Source organism: Brevundimonas sp. NPDC058933 (assembly GCF_049315965.1).
Classification (GTDB): domain Bacteria; phylum Pseudomonadota; class Alphaproteobacteria; order Caulobacterales; family Caulobacteraceae; genus Brevundimonas.
On sequence record NZ_JBMOSL010000001.1, the window covers coordinates 684,614 to 702,841 of the forward strand.

An 18,228-nucleotide genomic window follows, 5' to 3' on the forward strand; every position below is an offset into this window, starting at 1 on the left:
GCTTGGAACTCACCATGAATCGGCCGTAGCGCCGGAAACTGCTCCGCTCAAGCACCCATTTTCACAACCGCGACGGCGACGCGTTGAAACGAGAGTTTTCATCTCCCGTTCAGCTTCGACAACCTACCCATGGCCTTGCATTCGCCTCAAATTCGAGAAACTTGGGGCATGGTGTCGTCGACCCTGTTAAACGGGCGATCGGCGTCCTTGCGCGTGTGTCCTCGAGGGGTTTCTATCTAATGCGTATTCTACTCGCGACCGCTGTGGCGATCGCCCCCTTGATGGCCGCTGCGGGCGTCCAGGCGCAAACGACGCCGACGCCCGAGACCGTGATTTCGACGGCGCGCACCACGCCGATCTCGACGTCCACTGCTACCGGGACTGCGCCCGACAACATCCGCCTCGCGAGCGGCGGGTCGATCGCTGTGACCAGCGGTGCGGCCGTGACGATCGATTCGAACCACGGCGTAGACATGGACAGCGGCTCGTCCATCACTATGGCAAAGGCTGCAGACGGCGCGACCGGCATTCTGGCGCAAGGCGGAACGACTGGCCCGATCACCATCGGCGGCACGATCTCCATCTCCGACGACATCGAGGAATACAAGGACACCGACAAGGACGGCGACCTCGATGGTCCCTTCGCATCCGGCACGGGTCGCTACGGCGTGCGGGTCACGGCTCCTGGCGCCAAGACCGGCAATATCCTCCTAGAATCGAGCGGCTCGATTCTGGTTGAGGGCAACAATTCCTACGGCATGTCGATAGAGGCGCCTCTGGTCGGCAATCTGACCAGCTTTGGCAACGTCACCGTCACCGGCGACAATACCCGCGGGATCAGCGTCACCGGACCGGTGACAGGCAACGTGGACATTCTCGGCGCTGTGACCGCCCGCGGTGAGAACGCCGTGGGGGTGGTCATAGACGGGCCTGTCGATGGACGCCTCAACATTCAGGGCACGATCACATCCACGGGCTATCGCTACACCACCCGACCGAACAACAAGCCCACCAGCGGAACGGTGCCGGCCGAAGTTCTCTTCCTGGAAAACCTTGACGCCGACGACCTGCTTCAGGGCGGTCCCGCCGTCAGCATCGGAGCCGACGCCTCCAAGGGCGTTCTATTCGACACCGGCCCCACCTACGGATCCGGTGGGATTGAAGGCGACGACGACGACGACAAGGTCAAGAACGGCGATGAGGACGATGATGGCGACGGCATCAAGAACCGCGACGACCCGGACCGTGACGGAGACGGCCTGCCCGACGCCAACGAAACGACCGCCAAGGTCACGTCTTATGGCGCAGCGCCTGGCGTGGTTGTGGGGTCGACGACCAACGCCGTAACCCTCGGCATCGCCGGCACTGGAAACAACGCCTACGGTTTCGTCAATCGCGGCGAGATTTTCGGCATCGGCGTCTATGACGACGTCGCCCCGACGGCGCTTCAGTTCGGCGTGGCCGGCGGTCAGGCCGTCACGATCGATGGCGGCGTGCGGAACGAAGGTTCGATCGCCGTTCTGGCCAACAACGCCGACGCCACGGCTGTTCGCTTTGCCGCCGGAGCCACAACGCCGGCCATGATCAACACCGGCACCATCAGCGCGGCTTCGGCCACCGATGCTGCCGATCAGGTCACGGCCATTCGGATCGAGTCCGGCGCAAATGTTTCGTCGCTCAACAATGACGGCGTGATCGCGGCGACCTCAGGCGGCGGCAAGGCCAACACAACGGCTATCGCAGACCTGAGCGGCAGCCTGACGTCGATCACCAACACCCGGTCCATCCAGGCCAATGTCTCGGCAAACGCCGCCGGCGACCCGATTACAGGAAGTTCCACCGCCATCGACGTCAGCGCCAATTCGTCCGGCGTCACCTTCACCCAAAAAGGCATTGCCGGAACGCCGACAACCGCCGATCCCGACACCGATGGCGACGGCGTTACGGATTCCCGGGAACCCTCCACCTTCGGCGACATCAAGCTGGGATCGGGCGCCGATTTTCTCGATATCCAGAACGGCGTGGTTCAGGGGAATATCGAATTCGGAGCCGGCGCTGATCGCCTGTCGATCACGGGCGGCGCTGTTGTCCGCGGCGCTATCGCCAATACCGACGGCCTGTTGGATATTGATATTTCCAAAGGCACCCTCGACGCTCGCCAATCCGGCGTGACGACCATCAGCAACCTTAATCTCGGCGCCGACGGCGACCTGATCGTCACGCTCGATCCTGCGGCCGGCGGTAACAGCGGTTTCAAGGTCAATGGCGCCGCCAATATCGCCACGGGCGCCGGTTTGGGCGTGCGCTTCAATTCGCTGCTTCAAGATCCGACCCGCTTCACCATCATCGACGCAAACACACTCAACGTCGGCGCCATCGATACCGACGCGGTTCAGGCCAACTCACCCTACGCCTTTGTGGTGAAGGCAGGCGCTGACGTCGCCGCAGGCGACGTCTACATCGATGCTCGCCGCCGCACGGCCGAAGAAGCCGGCATGATCAGCGTCGAAGCCTCGGCCTATGATTCGATCTATGCCGCCCTCGACGATAACGAGGCCATTCGTAACGCCGTTCTCGGCCAGACCGGACGCGACGGCTTCTTCGACCTTTACGAGCAGATGCTGCCCGACCACTCAGGCGGCCCCCTGCTCTCGCTGGCCAGCGGCGTTGACGCCGTCACTCGCGCCCTGTCCGGCCGCAACGCTTCTGCGGCGCCCGGCGAGACCAGCGCTTGGGTTCAGGAAATCAACTTCTACGCCGACAAGGACAAGACCGACTCTTACGGCTTCCGTTCGGAAGGCTTCGGCGTCGCGGGCGGCGTCGAGCGCGGCACCAGCATGGGCGCCGTCGGCATCACTGCGGCCTTCACCTCATCCGACCTTGAAGACCCCGAGGCCGCTGCCGAAGAAGTGCTCTCGGCCAACCTGCTCGAACTCGGCCTCTACTGGCGCGCGCAAGGCCAGTATTGGACGACCTGGGCCCGGGCGGCGGGCGGATACGCCTCCTTCAACGCGACCCGGAAACTGGTCGCCGAGGGTCTCAATCTGAAGAACGAGTCCGACTGGCACGGCTTCACCCTGGCCGCCGCTGGCGGTGCTTCCTACGAGCGCAACTTCGGTCGTGTGAACATCCGTCCTGAAATCTACGGCGAGTATTTCTCGCTGAACGAAGAGGCGCGCAGCGAAAAGGGCGGCGGCGACGGTTTCGATCTCGATATCGATGAACGCGACAGCCACATCTTCTCCGGCGTCGCCGCCGTGAACATTGGCTATGGCTTCGGCAAGGACGGCTGGATCCGCCCGGAAATTCGTGCAGGCTGGCGCCAGAACTTCTCGGTGGACGCTGGTTCGACGATCGCCCGGTTCGCCTCGGGCGGCGACGCCTTCACGCTCGATCCGGCCAGCATCGAAGGCGGCGGCCCGATTCTCGGCTTCCGCCTGAACGTCGGCAACGACCTGGGCATGCTTTCCATCACAGGCGACGCAGAACTGCTCGAGGACTACGTCCGCTACACCCTGTTGCTGCGGGCCAGCTTCAAGTTCTGATCGGATCCAATCCGACCAACAAAAAGGCCGCCGGATTCGCCCGGCGGCCTTTTTAGTGATGGTAGGCGGCGACGGGTTCGAACCGCCGACCCTCTCGGTGTAAACGAGATGCTCTGACCAGCTGAGCTAGCCGCCCTCATGACGTGTGCGTCAGGCGCGCTTAATGCCTGCGTCCGCTCAGCCGTTCAAGGCGCTTTTCAATCCTTCCCCAACCCGGAAGCGGGCGGTGCGCGAGGCGGGGCGGGCGATGGCCTCGCCGGTCTGCGGATTACGGGCGGTCCCGGCCTTGCGCTCGACGGCGATGAAACTGCCGAAACCGACCAGCCGCACGTCGCGCCCGCGCGTCAGCGAAGCGGTCACATTGTCGGTGAAGGCTTCCAGCGCCAGCCTGGCCTGATCGCGGCTGATGCCCGCCGCTTCGGCCATGACGCCGATCAGCTCGGTCTTGTTCATTATCTGCTCCCCAGCAAATTTCCCTGGGCGCACTTAAGGCCCTCCTGACGCTGACGTCAAAAGCAACGCGGCCCGGGTTGCCCCGGGCCGCGCGCTGTCGGTCAGATGGTCGTCGGCCTCAGTGGCTGACGGCGGTTCCGTCCTGGGTCGACGCCCCCTGCGGCGCGGGCAGCAACGGCTCGGCCGCCTCGTCCCATTCCACCGGCGTCAGCGTGCCGGTCAGGGCCCACTTCAGCGCCTCGTCGGCGGTCGAGATCGGCACGATCTCCAGCGCCGACTTCACGTTCTCCGGCACCTCCTCCAGATCCTTCTCGTTCTCCTGAGGGATCAGCACCGTCTTCACGCCCGAACGCAGCGCCGCCAGCAGCTTTTCCTTCAGGCCGCCGATGGCGGTGACCCGGCCGCGCAGGGTGATCTCGCCGGTCATGGCGATGTCCTTGCGGATCGGGATGCCGGTCAGGACCGAGACCATGGCCACGGTCATGGCCACGCCGGCCGAGGGACCATCCTTGGGCGTGGCGCCGTCCGGCACGTGCACGTGGATGTCGGTCTTCTCGAACACCGGCGGCTTGACGCCGAAGCTGAGGGCGCGGCTGCGGACATAGGATGCGGCGGCGGAGATCGACTCCTTCATCACCTCCTTCAGATTGCCGGTCACGGTCATGCGACCACGACCGGGCATCTTGATCGCCTCGATGGTCAGGATGTCGCCGCCGAACTCGGTCCAGGCCAGGCCGGTGACGATGCCGACCTGATCCTCGGCGTCCGTCTCTCCATAGCGGAACTTCTTCACACCGGCGTACTCGGCCAGCTTGGCCGCATCAACAGTGATGGAGACGGCCTGGGTCTTGGCCATCTCGCGTACGGCCTTGCGGGCCAGACCGCCCAGGGCGCGTTCCAGCGAACGCACGCCGGCTTCACGGGTGTAGTAGCGGATCAGGTCGCGGATCGTCTCTTCCGGAACGATCAGCTCGCCTTCCTTCAGGCCGTGGTCCTTGAGCTGTTTCGGCAGGACGTGACGCTTGGCGATCTCGACCTTTTCGTCCTCAGTGTAGCCGCTGACCCGGATGATCTCCATCCGGTCCATCAGGGGCTGAGGCATGTTCAGGCTGTTGGCCGTGGTCACGAACATGACCTGCGACAGGTCGTAGTCGACCTCCAGATAGTGGTCGCCGAAGGTCGAGTTCTGCGCCGGGTCCAGCACCTCCAGCAGGGCCGAGGACGGGTCGCCGCGCCAGTCGGCGCCCAGCTTGTCGATCTCGTCCAGCAGGACGAAGGCGTTGGTCGTCTTGGCCTTCTTCATCGACTGGATGATCTTGCCGGGCATGGAGCCGATATAGGTCCGGCGGTGGCCCCGAATCTCGGACTCGTCGCGCACGCCGCCCAGCGACATGCGGACGTACTCACGTCCCGTCGCCTTGGCGATGGACTGGGCCAGAGAGGTCTTGCCGACGCCCGGAGGTCCGACCAGGCACAGGATCGGGCCCTTCAGGCTGCCAGTGCGCGCCTGGACGGCCAGATACTCGATGATCCGTTCCTTGACCTTCTCGAGACCGTAGTGGTCCTCCTCGAGGATGTCCTCGGCCTTCTGCAGGTCGATGGGCTTGGTCTTGGCCTTGCCCCACGGCACGGACAGCAGCCAGTCGAGGTAGTTACGCACCACGGTCGATTCCGCCGACATCGGCGACATGTTGCGCAGCTTCTTCAGCTCCGCATCGGCCTTGGCGCGCGCCTCCTTGGACAGCTTGGTCTTGCGGATGCGCTTTTCGAGTTCCAGCAGTTCGTCGCGCGAGTCGTCGGTCTCACCCAGCTCGCGCTGGATCGCCTTCATCTGCTCGTTCAGATAATACTCGCGCTGGGTCTTCTCCATCTGGCGCTTCACGCGCGAGCGGATCTTCTTCTCCACCTGAAGGACGCTGATCTCGCCCTCCATCAGGCCGTAGACCTTTTCCAGACGCGCCGGCACATCGATGGTTTCCAGCAGGCCCTGCTTGTCGGCGATCTTCACCGACAGGTGGGCGGCCACGCTGTCCGCCAGCTTCGACGGGTCGCTGATCTGGGGAATGGAGCTGAGGGCCTCAGGCGGGACCTTCTTGTTCAGCTTCACATAGTTTTCGAACTGCTCGATCACCGCCCGCAGCAAGGCTTCGCTCTGTGACGCGTCGCCTTCTTCATCGGCGATCTCGACGGCCTCGGCCTCGTAATATTCCACGCGGTCGGTAAAGCGTGTCAGGCGCGCTCGGCCCTTGCCTTCGACCAGCACCTTAACGGTGCCGTCGGGCAGCTTCAGCAGTTGCAGCACCGTCGCCAGAACGCCGGTCTGATAGATGGCGTCCGCCGCCGGGTCGTCATCGACGGAGTTTTTCTGGGTGGCGAGCAGGATCTGCTTGTCGCCCTTCATGATCTCGTCCAGCGCCCGCACGGACTTCTCGCGTCCTACGAACAACGGCACGACCATATGCGGAAAGACGACGATGTCTCTCAGCGGCAGGACGGGGAGGATTTTGCTCTCGGTCATGATGCGTACTTTCCAGGGCTTTCGTGGATCTCCAGCCCACCGAACCGAACCGCCCCCGCGCGAATGCCTGGACGCTTCGACTCAGCCCGCCGTTTCTGGCGGCTTTCGTATCAGTATGTGGCGCTGCGCACGCTGTGTTCAAGCGTAGCGGGCGTAAGGCCCACAGAAGCGTGAGATGGTTGTGAAGCTGGACGCCCTGTTCTGTGCCCCACTGGCCACGGGTCAGTTCGTGTCTCGACCGCACCCAGAGGGCGAATCTTCACCATCAGCGTCTGTGGCGCCATTTCATCAGGGCAGGAACGGAAAAGGGCGATCCGTGGCCGGACCGCCCCTTGGTTCCGACAGAAGTCTGCGTCAGGCGGCGCCGTCCGCCTTTTTCTTCGAGCTTTCCGAATAGATCAGCAGCGGCTGGGCGCGGCCCTCGATCACCTCGGCGTTGACGACGACTTCCTCGACGCCTTCGTAGGTCGGCAGTTCGAACATGGTCTCCAGCAGGATGCCTTCCAGGATCGAACGCAGGCCGCGGGCGCCGGTCTTGCGCGTAATCGCCTTCTTCGCCACCGACGACAGAGCATCGTCCGTGAAGGTCAGCGTCACGTTTTCCATTTCGAACAGGCGCTTGTACTGCTTGACCAGCGCGTTCTTCGGCTCGGTCAGAATGGTGACCAGCGCCGCCTCGTCAAGGTCTTCCAGCGTCGCCAGAACCGGCAGGCGACCGATGAACTCGGGGATCAGGCCGAAGCGCATCAGATCGTCGGGCTCTACGCCCTTGAGGATATCGCCCGTGCGGCGTTCGTCGATTTCCTTGACCTTGGCGCCGAAGCCGATGGAGGCCCCTGCCCCACGCGCCGAGATCACCTTTTCAAGACCGGCGAAGGCGCCGCCGACGATGAACAGGATATTGGCGGTGTCGACCTGCAGGAACTCCTGCTGCGGATGCTTGCGCCCGCCTTGCGGAGGCACGGAGGCGACCGTGCCTTCCATGATCTTCAGCAGGGCCTGCTGCACGCCTTCGCCCGACACGTCCCGGGTGATGGACGGGTTGTCCGACTTGCGAGAGATCTTGTCGATCTCGTCGATGTAGACGATGCCGCGCTGGGCCCGCTCGACGTTGTAGTCCGACGCCTGAAGCAGCTTCAGGATGATGTTCTCGACATCCTCGCCCACGTAACCGGCTTCGGTCAGGGTCGTGGCGTCGGCCATCGTGAACGGCACGTCGATGATGCGCGCCAGCGTCTGCGCCAGCAGCGTCTTGCCCGAGCCGGTCGGGCCGATCAGCATGATGTTCGACTTGGCCAGCTCGACGTCGTTGTTCTTCGTCGCGTGGTTCAGGCGCTTGTAGTGGTTGTGAACGGCGACGCTCAGCACCTTTTTGGCGTGGCTCTGGCCGATCACATAGTCGTCGAGGACGTCGCGAATCTCCTTCGGAGTCGGAACGCCGTCCTTGGTCGTCTTGAAGGCGATCTTGTGCTCTTCACGGATGATGTCCATGCACAGCTCGACGCATTCATCACAGATGAACACCGTCGGTCCGGCGATGAGCTTGCGCACCTCGTGCTGGCTCTTTCCGCAGAATGAGCAGTAGAGCGTGCTTTTTGCGTCTGTGCCGGCGGCTTTGGTCATAGACCCTTCTCACTCCCGCGATCCGCCCCGACATGGGACGAAAGGCGCTTACCTCGTCATTGATCCGTGAATCTATGCACGAAGGTCTTCAAAAAAAGACAATCACCCATCACACGTTCCGCCACAACCCTGTTGCGACGCGACAATGCGCTTACAGGGACGGACAGGACAGTTTCTATGGGGATCACGGCTGATGTCTGACATGGGCGCCGCACATTCGTTTCGCCAGCCCCCCGTCGGGGGCCGCCCCATCGTCGCGTTCGACTTTGACGGCACGCTGACGATTCGCGACAGCTTCACCGCCTTCCTGCGCTCGCGGGCGGGCGCGGCAGGCTGGGCCGTTGGTCTGGCCAGGATGGCGCCCGCGCTAGCGGCCTATATCAGCGACCGGGATCGGGGGCGGATCAAGGCCGCCTCGGTGCGAGAATTCCTGCGCGGCGTGGAGCGCGCCACGCTGGAGGCCGAGGCCGAACGCTACGCCGATCAGGTCTGGGACCGCTTCATGCGCCCGGACGCCCTCGCCTGCTGGAAGGCCTGGGGCGAAAAGGGCGCGCACCGCGTCATTGTCACCGCCTCGCCGGAAACGACGGTCGCCCCCTTCGCCCGTCGCCTGGGGGCTGAGGGCCTGCTGGGCACGCAACTGGTGTTCGATGCGCAGGACCGCGTCACCGGCGCCTTCGCCGGCGAGAACTGCCGGGGCGAGGAAAAAGTGCGCCGCCTGCGCGCCGCATATGGCGAAGACATGACGCTCGTCGCCGCCTATGGCGACACCTCAGGAGACACAGAGATGATCGCAATGGCCCAGGAGAAGGGTTTCCGGGCGTTCACCGGCCGTCCCTGACTACCGCCTTAGTGGCCGTCGGCGTCCACGTCGAAGACCATGGCCTTGCCCCGCGAGGTCGGGTTCCAGCCCGCCTCCATTGCTGACGTCACGGCGTTGCGGACGGCGTCAACATTGACGCGCTGCTTTTCCAGATCCGGTCGTCCGTTCGCGCGCATGGGCATGGGAAACTGAATAACCGCCTCGCGCTTGAAATCCTTCAGGCGCAGGCTGATGCCCAGGCCCTCCCACTTGCCCCCGCCCTTGGGCTGGGGCTGTCGACGAATTTCCCACTCGTAGATCTCGCCGTCGACCTCGACGGTCCCGCTGGCATCGCGTGTGTACTGCATGGCGCGCGTGATAGCACAAAGCTTCAGGGAGCCTAGACCCGCCGTTAGCCCATCATCCGCGCAGTGGTTTCATCCTTCCAGACAAAGCGGTGGACCAAGACCATGACGACATGGCCGAAGATCGCAGCCAGCAGCACCCAAGCGGCCAAACCATGGAAGGCGTTCGCCGGCGCCGTCATCCACGTCGTTTCAACGCCGCTGCCGAATATGAACGGCAGTCCGAACAACTCCATGGGCTTGCCCGAACCATACTGACGCAACAGGGCCGACGCGGGGACGATCAACATCAGCGCGTAGAGCACCAGATGCCCGGCCAGCGCCGCGCTCCCCCAGAATCCGCCGCCATGGGCCGGGCGAACCCTCAGATTATAGAGCCCCCACACAGCGCGGACGATCAACAGAAGCAGGAGCACCAGGCCAATGCTCTTGTGCGAGCCGACCCAGAAGGCTGTGATCGGCGCCTTGCCGACGATCAGCTTCACGCCCATGCCTGCAAACTGCCAGGCCAGCAGCGCCGCCATCGACCAGTGCAACAGCCTCGTCATGAGACCGTATCTGAACCCGTTATCGCCCAGTTGAACCGCCATGGCCTGTTGCTCCTGTCCAGCTTCAGGTCGTCAAACACGATTCGAGGCGGAATCCGTCGCCAGACCCCGCCTCGCAAATTGTCGCAGCCCGGCCAGGCGAGTCTTAGGGAGCTTTCACGCCGTCGTCGTCGGCCTGGGTGCGTTTGTCATAAACGTGGTCGACGATGCCCCAGGCCTTGGCCTCCTCCGCCGTCATGAAGTGGTCGCGGTCCAGCGTCCGCTCAACCTCTTCGTACGTCCGGCCCGTGTGCTGGACGTAGATTTCGTTCAGGCGACGCTTGGTGGCGATGATGTCCTCGGCGTGACGCTCGATGTCCGAGGCCGTGCCGCGGAAGCCGCCCGAGGGTTGGTGGACCATCACGCGTGCGTTCGGCAGAGCGATGCGCTGACCGGCTTCACCGGCGGTCAGGATCAGCGAGCCGGCCGAGGCGGCCATGCCCATGACGACAGTCGAGACCGGCGACTTGATGTATTGCATGGTGTCGTAGATCGCGAGCGCCGAGGTCACCTGACCGCCGGGGCTGTTGATGTACATGCTGATTTCCTTCTTCGGGTTTTCCGATTCCAGGAACAGCAGCTGCGCGCAGATCAGCGAGGCCATGCCGTCCTCGAACGGCCCGGTCAGGAAGATGATCCGCTCGCGCAGCAGGCGCGAGAAGATGTCGAACGACCGTTCACCGCGGCTGGATTGCTCCACCACCATCGGCACCAGGTTGTTGGAGATGTAGTCGATCGGATCGCGCATAAAGGCCTTTTCGAATCTGTCGGCGCGACTCGCTGCCGCTACCCTAGCCCCCAAGATATCATCACCCTGGCCACGCGGCGCAAGGCCAACGCTCCCATGGGAATCAATGAGTCTCGGCGACCACCTCTTGGGCGCGCTTCTGATCCCGCGCCATCAGTCCCTGGATCTCGCCGGCCTGATGCGTGGCCGACGACTGATTCAACTCAGCGCTGTAAAGGGCCTTCAAATAGGCCATGTCCCATTCGGTCAGGTGCGGCGTGGCCTCCGGCCGGCGAAACAGGCTCAGAATGGAGTCGTAATCTTCGGTGTCCGCATCTGGATCAACCTGCGAAAAAGCAACCATGGCGGCATAGTCCGCGATCTGACGCAGGTCCAGGCCATCGGCCTTGCTCATGTCCACGATAATGATGACGCGGCCCAGGTCATTTCGGATGGTGGTTCGAAGGCGCCCCGAGGTCGTTTTGGCGACCGTCGGCGGGTTCTCTCCCGGCAAACGTACGGCCAGAGTCCCCGTCTGAGAATCGACAGGCAGGCTGATATGCCACCAGCGGACCGGGTGGTCGTTGGCCTGAAACGCCTCCAGCGCGGCTCGGCTTCGGCTCATGCCGGAACCGCCTGGCCAGAATACGTTGCGACGAGCCGCCACCAAACCACGCGCCATGCCGGCGCCGTCATCGGTGCCGATAATCAGAATGTTGGGCTGACAGCCCGGCTCTCCCGGCTCAAGGCCGATGTCCAGCGCGACTTCGGAGACGCGATCGGCGAGGTATTGCGCGGCATCCCCTCGTAGATTTGCGACACCCACGCAAATATTGTCACGCCAGCGAGCAGGCCCCCGCCCCGCAGGGGCCGCCACAACCTCATCGATGAAGCCGCGGACCCGCTCATCGATTCGTCGCCCCTGCACCACGATATCTTCGAGTTCCGTCGCCTGACCGTTATCGGCGGGCGCCGATGGCCCTTGGTCGGGAAGCGACGCCAACATCGCCCACCCCATCAAGCCCGCTGCAAGCGCTCCAGCCATTATCAACACTCCAGATTTCAACGTTCTTCAGCAAGGACCCGATCAACCCGGCGGGAATGAGGCCAAAGCACCAGCTTGGATTAACGATCGGTCAGAACCCATGAAAAAGCCCTCGCGGCGAACGCGAGGGCCAATTCGTTGCTTAGGATAGGTCGAAGAAGAGAGATCAGCCCTCGTCTTCTTCCTTCAGCAGTTCTTCCTTCGAGATCGGCGTGTCGGTGACGTCGGCGACGCCGACGATCAGGTCGACGACCTTCTCTTCATAGATCGGCGCGCGCAGTTGAGCGGCGGCGTTCGGGTTCTGGCGGTAGAAGTCCAGAACCATCTTTTCCTGGCCCGGGTAGTTGCGGGCTTCAGCCATGATGGCGTTCGACAGTTCCTGATCCGTCACGCCGACGTTGTTGGCGCGGCCGATTTCGGCGAGCACCAGACCCAGGCGCACGCGGCGCTCGGCGATCTTGCGGTACTCGGCCTTCAGTTCGTCTTCCGTCTTCTTGGCGTCTTCTTCCGGCAGGCGGCCAGCGTCCTTGTCAGCCGACACCTGAGCCCAGATGCCTTCGAACTCGGCGTCCACCATCTTCGGCGGCAGGTCGAAGCTGTGCGCCTCGTCCAGTTGGTCCAGCAGGGCCCGCTTCAGCTTGAAGCGGGCGGCGCCCGCGTACTGCTGGTCCAGGTTGGCCTTCAGCAGTTCCTTCAGCTTGTCCAGCGACTCCAGGCCGATGCGGGTGGCGAACTCTTCGTCGACCTTGGCTTCGGTCTCGGCCTTGATGGCCTTGACCTTGACGTCGAAGGTCGCGGCCTTGCCGGCCAGGTTCTTGGCCTGGTAGTCTTCCGGGAAGGTGACCTCGATCGTCTTCTCTTCGCCGACCTTGGCGCCCTTGAGCTGCTCTTCGAAGCCCGGGATGAAGCGGTTGGAGCCGATCACCAGGTCGGCGTCTTCGGCCGAACCGCCTTCGAACACTTCTCCGTCCAGCTTGCCGACGAAGTCGATGGTCAGTTGGTCGCCGTCGGCAGCCTTGACCGTCTTGCCGGTCTTGTCCTCGTAGGACTTGGCCTGCGAGGCCAGTTCCTTCAGGGCTTCGTCCAGATCTTCGTCCGAAGCGGTGTAGGTCGGGCGCTCCAGCTTCAGGGTCTTGGGGTCGACCGGGGTGAAGTCGGGCATGACTTCCAGCGACATTTCATAGGCCAGGTCTTCCTGGCCGGCGATGACCTTGTCCATGTCCGAAATGAGCTTCATCTCGGCCGGGGCGGCCGGGCGCAGCTTGGCGTCGTCCAGAGCCTTCTGGCTGGTTTCGTTCAGCGAGGCGTTGATGATTTCGCCCATGAAGTCACGGCCGAAGGTCTTCTTGACGTGGGCGGTCGGCACCTTGCCGGGACGGAAGCCCTTGAGCTTCATCTGCGGCGCGACTTCCTTGATGCGCGCTTCGAGCTTTTCATTCAGCTCTGCGACAGGAATGGTCACCGCGATCACGCGGCTGAGGCCTTCGTTCGACTTTTCGACGACTTGCATGGTCGGGATTCTGACGCTCTGTGGCGACGCCGAACGGCGCGCGCGGTGGATAAAGCAATAGGGCCGCCCTTTTGGAGCGGCGCCTCGAAGCCCGCCCTTATGTCGAGAAGGGGGCGAAAGGTCAACGCGCGCGGGTTCCTTTGACCTCATCGCCCCGCTATCTGAGGACTATGAGCCAGCCCATTTCCTCCATTGGCGTCTTCATCACGCCCGTCACGCCTTTGCAGCAGAACTGCACCACTGTCTGGTGCACCAGGACGAACAAGGCCGCCGTGATTGATCCTGGCGGCTCGACGGATGCAATTCTGGCCGAAATTGTCCGACGCGGCCTGACGCTGGACGCTATCTGGATCACCCACGGCCACCTCGACCACGCGGGCGGCGCCGCCGACCTCCAGGAAAAGACCGGCGTCGACATCATCGGCCCCCACGCCGAGGACCAGTTCTGGATCGATCTGATTCCGACCCAGGGCCAGAAATACGGCCTGCCCGAGGCCCGGTCCTTCACCCCGACGCGTTTTCTGGTCGAGGGTGAAACGCTGACGTTGGGCGAAACGACCTGGGAAATCTTCCACTGCCCAGGCCACACGCCGGGCCACGTCATCTTCTTCAATCGCGAGGCCCGGTTCGCCCAGGTTGGCGATGTCCTGTTCCAAGGTTCGATCGGCCGCACAGACTTCCCGCGCAGCGACCACGCCGCCCTCCTTCATGCCATCACAACCAAGCTCTGGCCCTTGGGTGACGACGTAACCTTCGTGCCGGGACATGGCCCCCATTCCACTTTCGGGGCCGAACGTCGCACCAACCCCTACGTCTCGGATCAGGCGATGGCGCGTACGCCTATCGCCCGTCCGGCCGCCGGTCCTTCCTGAGAGGCTAGCGGGCGGCCAGCAGGCCGATAATCACCCCTATGCCCAAGGCGTAGAGGCTGGCGCGCACCGGCTCGTCTCGAATGGCGTCCCGCGTCCTTCTGAACCGCCGATCCGCCCATGCACGCGCTTCTTCTGCGTCCTCGCGCACTGCGACGTGGATCGGCCGCGGCTGCGGGCCGCCGGCGATGATGGCGTCAGCGGCATGCTCCAGCCGCAGGCCCTCGGTCGAGGCGCCGTTGATAATATCTTCCGGCAGGGCGGACGTGCGGGGCTCAGCCATGGGCGATCTCCTTTGATGACGGGTCGTTTTTGAACCCGCCGATCCGCCGTAGGTTCCTGATCGAACCACCTTCTCCTCCCGAACGTTGGTGCTGTCCAACAGGGAGAGACGAATGACCTATATCGAGCCCGACACGCCTGACGGCGCACCCGAAATTCTGCCGCCCTCGACGCCCGAGCCCGATCTCCAGCCGGGCGAAACGCCAGAGGAACTGCCGCCTCTCGAGCCGGGCGGCGGCCGGCCGGGCGATTCCCGCCCCCACGACTGACCGTCCACAGAACAAGGAAATCGTTCTTGTTCGGAACCACGGCGGCGGCGCCGGGTTCTTTTCCGCAAGCGCCACCGTCTTTGAAAGGAACAGCCGAATGGCCGAAGGTCAGCCCACCCGCGGGTCCGGTGTTTCCAAACGAGGATTCGCCTCGATGGATCCGGAACGCCAACGCGAGATCGCCCGCAAGGGTGGGGCCAGCGTTCCCAGCGAGAAGCGCAGCTTCTCTCAGGATCGCAGCCTCGCAGCACAGGCCGGCCGTAAGGGCGGTGAAGCCTCGCACGGCTCCCGCAACAAGGCCGATAGCGACCTCCCTTCCAAGGGCTAGGCGCTCCCGGACGATCCGAACCTGAAGGCGGCGTGTTTCAGCACGCCGCCATTTTTGTGCCTTTGATCTAGGCGGAAAGCAGCGCCAGAGCGACTGAAGGACTATCGCTGATCTCGAACGCCTCCAGCCGCCACCCGGCGGCCTCGGCCAGCGCCTCGACCGACGCCCGGTCGAATTTGCGTGAGCTTTCCGTGTGGATGGTTTCACCCTCGGCAAAGCGGAACGCCAGCTTGCCGAGATGCACAGTCATGGATCGCGTCGCTTGCAGATGCATTTCCATGCGCGAATGCGCGGCGTTCCAGACGGCCACGTGAGCAAAGTCGTCAGGAACGAAATCCATATCCAGTTCGCGATTGGCCCGCACGAGCAGATTGCGGTTGAAAGCCGCCGTCACGCCCTGGGCGTCATCATAGGCGGCGACCAGCGTTCCGGCCGGCTTCACCAGATCGACGCCGAGAATGAACAGGCTCCCTTCACCCAAGATTTCTCTCGCAGACCTGAGCAGGGTCACCGCCGCATCCGGCTCCAGATTGCCGATGGTTGACCCTGGGAAGAAACCGATCCGGCGTCCTTGTCCAGCCTCAACCGGCGGCGGCGACAGATGCTCGAAGTCCCCGACCACCGGCAGGACCTTTAGTCCCGGATAATCCATGCGGATACGCTCCGCCGCTTCGTTGAGGGCCGTAGCGCTGATGTCGATAGGCACGTAGGCGCTCAGATCTTTGGTCGCGTCCAGAACGATGCGGGTCTTCTCGCTGGCGCCGGAGCCCAGTTCTACGAGAACTGCGCGAGAGCGGAATTCTTTGGCCCAGGTCGGCATGACCCTCCGCAACAACGCCGCCTCCTGACGCGTCGGGTAATATTCCGGCAACTGAGTGATTTCTTCAAACAGCTTCGAGCCTTCGGCGTCATAGAACCATTTGGGCGCCAGGGCCTTGGTTCGACGCGACAGACCCTCGATCATGTCCTGACGAAACGCGTCTTGTGGCGCGGCGTCCTCGACCGTTCCGCCGTCTGCCGCCAGCCTGACCCCCGAAAACATCCATCGCTGATGCGGATAGTAGAAGTTGCGATAACTGGGACGGGCATGGCCTTCGGGCGTAGCGAACGCGCCGCCGCGCAGAACCATCTGATTGGCCATGAACTTGCCGTTGTATTCCGCCGCCGTCCCTTCAGTCGGCCGAAACCCCGGATAGGGGGCATAGGCGCTTGCGGTCCACTGCCAGACCTCGTTCGCCAGATTGGAAAAGCGACCCGCATCGGCCCGTGCGGCGTGCTCCCATTCGGCCTCCGTAGGCAACCGTCGCCCCGCCCAGCGGGCAAAGGCGTCGGCCTCGTAGAAGCTGACGTGTCTCACCGGCGATGTCGGGACGATCAAACGCCGGCCCGCCAGCGTCATGACGGTCCAACCCTCCCCGTTCTCACGCCAGTAGAGCGGTGCGGTCCAGCCTTCGGCCTTTACGCGTCCCCACCCGTCCGAAAGCCAAAGCTCGGGCCGTCGATACCCGCCGTCCTCAATGAATGCGATCCATTCCTCGTTCGTAACAAGGTCGGCGGCCAAGGCGAACGGCTCCAGCCAGACCCGGTGGACCGGCTTTTCATTGTCAAACCCGAAGCCGTCAACGCCGGCTCCGCTATCGGCCAGGCCGCCCTCGAACCGGACCCACCCCCCCTTGCTCGCCTGTGGGGGTCCGAGACGCGGTTCAGCCTCGTAGGCCTGAGGATCCAGAGGCGAGCGAGCCATCAAGTTCAACATGTCCATCAGGAACAGCTCCTGATGTTGCTCCTCATGGTGAAGGCCCAGTTCAAACAGATAACGTTCCTTGTCGTCGACCAGGCCCTCGACCAATCGCGCTTCCATGCGCCGGTCGATCTCCCGCCGGTACGCCATCACGTCGTCCAGCGAAGGCCGTGTCATAAGGCCGCGCTCGCTCCGTTCCAGCCGATGCCCGAGAGTCTCGTAGTAGGAGTTGAACAGCACCTGCAGGCGATCGTCGACGGCCGTATAGTCGGCGCGCCTTGCCAGGATCATCACCTCGAAGAACCAGCTCGTGTGGGCCAAGTGCCATTTACCCGGGCTGGCGTCGGGCATCGACTGCCCTGCCAGATCCTCAACCGACAGACCGGCGGCGAGCTCTGGCAACCGCGCCCTGCATCGCCGGTATCTCTCGACATCCTGCCCGACGATCCCGCTAACCCGAATGGGTAGGTTCATTCGCTCAGATCTCACCCAAAGCCCAGTCCACCAGTCTCTCTGAATGCGGGTTGAGCAACGCAGGTTCCCATCGGCGTGCTCGCCTGAGGGCTTCGGAACGGTCGCCGCCAAGACCGCGTTCCTGCCTCATGCCGTCCAATCAAGGACGCCGTCGAAGCTTCAGGATTCCCGTTGCATGCCTCATGTTCGCGTGCCTGACGGGCCGCAGGACACAGGCCCTTCTGGCGTCTCCAGCGCCCCCGGCGGCATAGTGGAACCGTCCGACTGGCGTAGCGCGGTCCACGTCTACCTGCCGTCATTGCGAGCCTTCGCCTTTACCTTGTCGAGGAACTCGGCCGACGCCGACGACCTGGTGCAGGAGACGCTGACCAAGGCCTGGGCGCACAGGGCGCGGTTTGAACCCGGGAGCAATCTTCGCGCCTGGCTTTTCACCATCCTGCGCAACAGCTGGTACACGGGCGCCGCCAAGCGACGCCGTGAAGTGGCGGACGAGGAGGGGCGCTACGCGGCCGGTCTGACGGCCGAGCCCAACCAGGAATGGACCGCCGAACTGACGTCGCTGCGGGCGGCGTTGAACGCCCTGCCACCGGAACATCGCGAAGCCATCGTCATGGTGGGGGCGGCCGGCCTCTCGTACCAGGAAGCCGCGGACATTTCCGGCTGCGCGGTGGGCACCATCAAGAGCCGGGTCAACCGCGCCCGCCATCGACTGGCGGTCTTGCTCGACATGGAAGTGCCGCTGGAAGCTGTCCAAAATGTAATCGATGATGGCAGCTAGGCAGAAGGAACGCCGCCCTGTCTACCCGGTTCTAGAAGCAGACCCGGGAGAGTCGAGCATGATGAACCCCCTCCACACCCAACCTCGCAATCCATCCGATCCGGACACCCCCGCCACGACATCCGGCGGGCCGCAACTCAAGAAGGCGGGTTTCGCAACCTGGCTTCGGCAGCGGTTCGGCGCCGAACCTCCGCACCGCCACAGCGAAAACTTCTTCATCAGCGACGTGACGGAGGGCGGCATCGGCTCTCACCACCGGCAGCAGGTCTTTCGCCAGGAAAAACGCCACTGACCTCTGCAAGCAGTCAGGCG

At 63.6% G+C, this 18,228-nt stretch carries 17 protein-coding genes and 1 tRNA gene; 7 read left to right on the plus strand and 11 right to left on the minus strand.

The annotated features are described in order from the left end of the window. Positions 1–239 precede the first annotated feature (239 nt). Positions 240–3,545: an autotransporter outer membrane beta-barrel domain-containing protein gene (locus ACOZBP_RS03240; RefSeq protein WP_422675015.1), complete on the plus strand. Its 3,306-nt coding sequence runs from the start codon at positions 240–242 to the stop codon at positions 3,543–3,545. 59 nt (positions 3,546–3,604) lie between these two features. Here ACOZBP_RS03240 and ACOZBP_RS03245 read toward each other — a convergent pair. The 4 genes from ACOZBP_RS03245 to clpX form a co-directional block, all read right to left on the minus strand. Further along, a tRNA-Val gene (locus ACOZBP_RS03245) sits at positions 3,605–3,681 on the minus strand. A 41-nt stretch (positions 3,682–3,722) separates the two neighbouring features. After that, positions 3,723–4,001, minus strand: coding sequence for an HU family DNA-binding protein (locus ACOZBP_RS03250; RefSeq protein WP_422675483.1), 279 nt, complete (start codon positions 3,999–4,001; stop codon positions 3,723–3,725). A gap of 115 nt (positions 4,002–4,116) precedes the next feature. Beyond that, a complete protein-coding gene (lon, locus tag ACOZBP_RS03255; protein ID WP_422675016.1) occupies positions 4,117–6,516 on the minus strand; it encodes an endopeptidase La in 2,400 nt (799 codons plus the stop codon). A 354-nt stretch (positions 6,517–6,870) separates the two neighbouring features. Then, positions 6,871–8,139, minus strand: a complete 1,269-nt coding sequence (clpX, locus tag ACOZBP_RS03260; RefSeq protein ID WP_422675017.1) for an ATP-dependent Clp protease ATP-binding subunit ClpX — start codon at positions 8,137–8,139, stop codon at positions 6,871–6,873. Positions 8,140–8,332: 193 nt separating this feature from the next. Between clpX and ACOZBP_RS03265 the strand changes: the two genes are divergently transcribed. Beyond that, entirely contained in the window at positions 8,333–8,980 is a 648-nt protein-coding gene (locus ACOZBP_RS03265) for an HAD-IB family hydrolase (protein WP_422675018.1), read from the plus strand. An 8-nt stretch (positions 8,981–8,988) separates the two neighbouring features. On the opposite strand, the gene ACOZBP_RS03270 is transcribed toward ACOZBP_RS03265, so the two are convergent. The 5 genes from ACOZBP_RS03270 to tig all read right to left on the minus strand — a co-directional run bounded on the left by ACOZBP_RS03270 (position 8,989) and on the right by tig (position 13,175). Then, on the minus strand, positions 8,989–9,309 hold the full coding sequence (locus ACOZBP_RS03270; RefSeq protein ID WP_422675019.1) for a hypothetical protein: 321 nt from the start codon (positions 9,307–9,309) through the stop codon (positions 8,989–8,991). Positions 9,310–9,353: 44 nt separating this feature from the next. Continuing rightward, positions 9,354–9,854: a cytochrome b gene (locus ACOZBP_RS03275; protein WP_422675020.1), complete on the minus strand. Its 501-nt coding sequence runs from the start codon at positions 9,852–9,854 to the stop codon at positions 9,354–9,356. 145 nt (positions 9,855–9,999) lie between these two features. Next, a complete protein-coding gene (locus ACOZBP_RS03280; RefSeq protein ID WP_003165321.1) occupies positions 10,000–10,641 on the minus strand; it encodes an ATP-dependent Clp protease proteolytic subunit in 642 nt (213 codons plus the stop codon). Between the two features lie 103 nt (positions 10,642–10,744). Further along, complete coding sequence (locus ACOZBP_RS03285; protein ID WP_422675022.1) at positions 10,745–11,665, minus strand: hypothetical protein; 921 nt, start codon at positions 11,663–11,665, stop codon at positions 10,745–10,747. A gap of 166 nt (positions 11,666–11,831) precedes the next feature. Then, positions 11,832–13,175, minus strand: a complete 1,344-nt coding sequence (tig, locus tag ACOZBP_RS03290) for a trigger factor (RefSeq protein WP_422675023.1) — start codon at positions 13,173–13,175, stop codon at positions 11,832–11,834. A 170-nt stretch (positions 13,176–13,345) separates the two neighbouring features. Between tig and ACOZBP_RS03295 the strand changes: the two genes are divergently transcribed. Continuing rightward, positions 13,346–14,047, plus strand: coding sequence for an MBL fold metallo-hydrolase (locus ACOZBP_RS03295; protein WP_422675024.1), 702 nt, complete (start codon positions 13,346–13,348; stop codon positions 14,045–14,047). Positions 14,048–14,051: 4 nt separating this feature from the next. Here the strand turns inward: ACOZBP_RS03295 and ACOZBP_RS03300 are convergent, their stop codons facing one another. Then, positions 14,052–14,327 (minus strand): hypothetical protein, encoded by a 276-nt coding sequence (locus ACOZBP_RS03300; protein WP_422675025.1) that lies wholly within the window; start codon positions 14,325–14,327, stop codon positions 14,052–14,054. Positions 14,328–14,439: 112 nt separating this feature from the next. Here ACOZBP_RS03300 and ACOZBP_RS03305 point away from each other — a divergent pair, with 112 nt between their 5' ends. Together ACOZBP_RS03305 and ACOZBP_RS03310 are read left to right on the plus strand one after the other, a co-directional pair. Next, positions 14,440–14,595, plus strand: a complete 156-nt coding sequence (locus ACOZBP_RS03305) for a hypothetical protein (RefSeq protein ID WP_422675026.1) — start codon at positions 14,440–14,442, stop codon at positions 14,593–14,595. A gap of 97 nt (positions 14,596–14,692) precedes the next feature. After that, positions 14,693–14,923, plus strand: coding sequence for a general stress protein (locus ACOZBP_RS03310; protein WP_422675027.1), 231 nt, complete (start codon positions 14,693–14,695; stop codon positions 14,921–14,923). A gap of 67 nt (positions 14,924–14,990) precedes the next feature. Here ACOZBP_RS03310 and egtB read toward each other — a convergent pair whose 3' ends face one another. Beyond that, positions 14,991–17,138, minus strand: a complete 2,148-nt coding sequence (egtB, locus tag ACOZBP_RS03315; protein WP_422675028.1) for an ergothioneine biosynthesis protein EgtB — start codon at positions 17,136–17,138, stop codon at positions 14,991–14,993. A gap of 175 nt (positions 17,139–17,313) precedes the next feature. Between egtB and ACOZBP_RS03320 the strand changes: the two genes are divergently transcribed. Next, positions 17,314–17,916: a sigma-70 family RNA polymerase sigma factor gene (locus tag ACOZBP_RS03320; RefSeq protein ID WP_422675029.1), complete on the plus strand. Its 603-nt coding sequence runs from the start codon at positions 17,314–17,316 to the stop codon at positions 17,914–17,916. Positions 17,917–17,974: 58 nt separating this feature from the next. Continuing rightward, positions 17,975–18,208 (plus strand): hypothetical protein, encoded by a 234-nt coding sequence (locus tag ACOZBP_RS03325; protein WP_422675030.1) that lies wholly within the window; start codon positions 17,975–17,977, stop codon positions 18,206–18,208. The last annotated feature ends 20 nt before the right edge of the window (positions 18,209–18,228 follow it).

Excerpts from the sequence above, each read along its gene's own strand:
- ACOZBP_RS03240 (WP_422675015.1), top strand. The coding sequence starts at position 240 with ATGCGTATTCTACTCGCGACCGCTGTGGCGATCGCCCCCTTGATGGCC.
- lon (WP_422675016.1), bottom strand. The coding sequence starts at position 6,516 with ATGACCGAGAGCAAAATCCTCCCCGTCCTGCCGCTGAGAGACATCGTC.
- clpX (WP_422675017.1), bottom strand. The coding sequence starts at position 8,139 with ATGACCAAAGCCGCCGGCACAGACGCAAAAAGCACGCTCTACTGCTCA.
- ACOZBP_RS03265 (WP_422675018.1), top strand. The coding sequence starts at position 8,333 with ATGTCTGACATGGGCGCCGCACATTCGTTTCGCCAGCCCCCCGTCGGG.
- ACOZBP_RS03270 (WP_422675019.1), bottom strand. The coding sequence starts at position 9,309 with ATGCAGTACACACGCGATGCCAGCGGGACCGTCGAGGTCGACGGCGAG.
- ACOZBP_RS03275 (WP_422675020.1), bottom strand. The coding sequence starts at position 9,854 with ATGACGAGGCTGTTGCACTGGTCGATGGCGGCGCTGCTGGCCTGGCAG.
- ACOZBP_RS03280 (WP_003165321.1), bottom strand. The coding sequence starts at position 10,641 with ATGCGCGATCCGATCGACTACATCTCCAACAACCTGGTGCCGATGGTG.
- ACOZBP_RS03285 (WP_422675022.1), bottom strand. The coding sequence starts at position 11,665 with ATGGCTGGAGCGCTTGCAGCGGGCTTGATGGGGTGGGCGATGTTGGCG.
- tig (WP_422675023.1), bottom strand. The coding sequence starts at position 13,175 with ATGCAAGTCGTCGAAAAGTCGAACGAAGGCCTCAGCCGCGTGATCGCG.
- ACOZBP_RS03295 (WP_422675024.1), top strand. The coding sequence starts at position 13,346 with ATGAGCCAGCCCATTTCCTCCATTGGCGTCTTCATCACGCCCGTCACG.
- ACOZBP_RS03300 (WP_422675025.1), bottom strand. The coding sequence starts at position 14,327 with ATGGCTGAGCCCCGCACGTCCGCCCTGCCGGAAGATATTATCAACGGC.
- ACOZBP_RS03305 (WP_422675026.1), top strand. The coding sequence starts at position 14,440 with ATGACCTATATCGAGCCCGACACGCCTGACGGCGCACCCGAAATTCTG.
- ACOZBP_RS03310 (WP_422675027.1), top strand. The coding sequence starts at position 14,693 with ATGGCCGAAGGTCAGCCCACCCGCGGGTCCGGTGTTTCCAAACGAGGA.
- egtB (WP_422675028.1), bottom strand. The coding sequence starts at position 17,138 with ATGAACCTACCCATTCGGGTTAGCGGGATCGTCGGGCAGGATGTCGAG.
- ACOZBP_RS03320 (WP_422675029.1), top strand. The coding sequence starts at position 17,314 with ATGCCTCATGTTCGCGTGCCTGACGGGCCGCAGGACACAGGCCCTTCT.
- ACOZBP_RS03325 (WP_422675030.1), top strand. The coding sequence starts at position 17,975 with ATGATGAACCCCCTCCACACCCAACCTCGCAATCCATCCGATCCGGAC.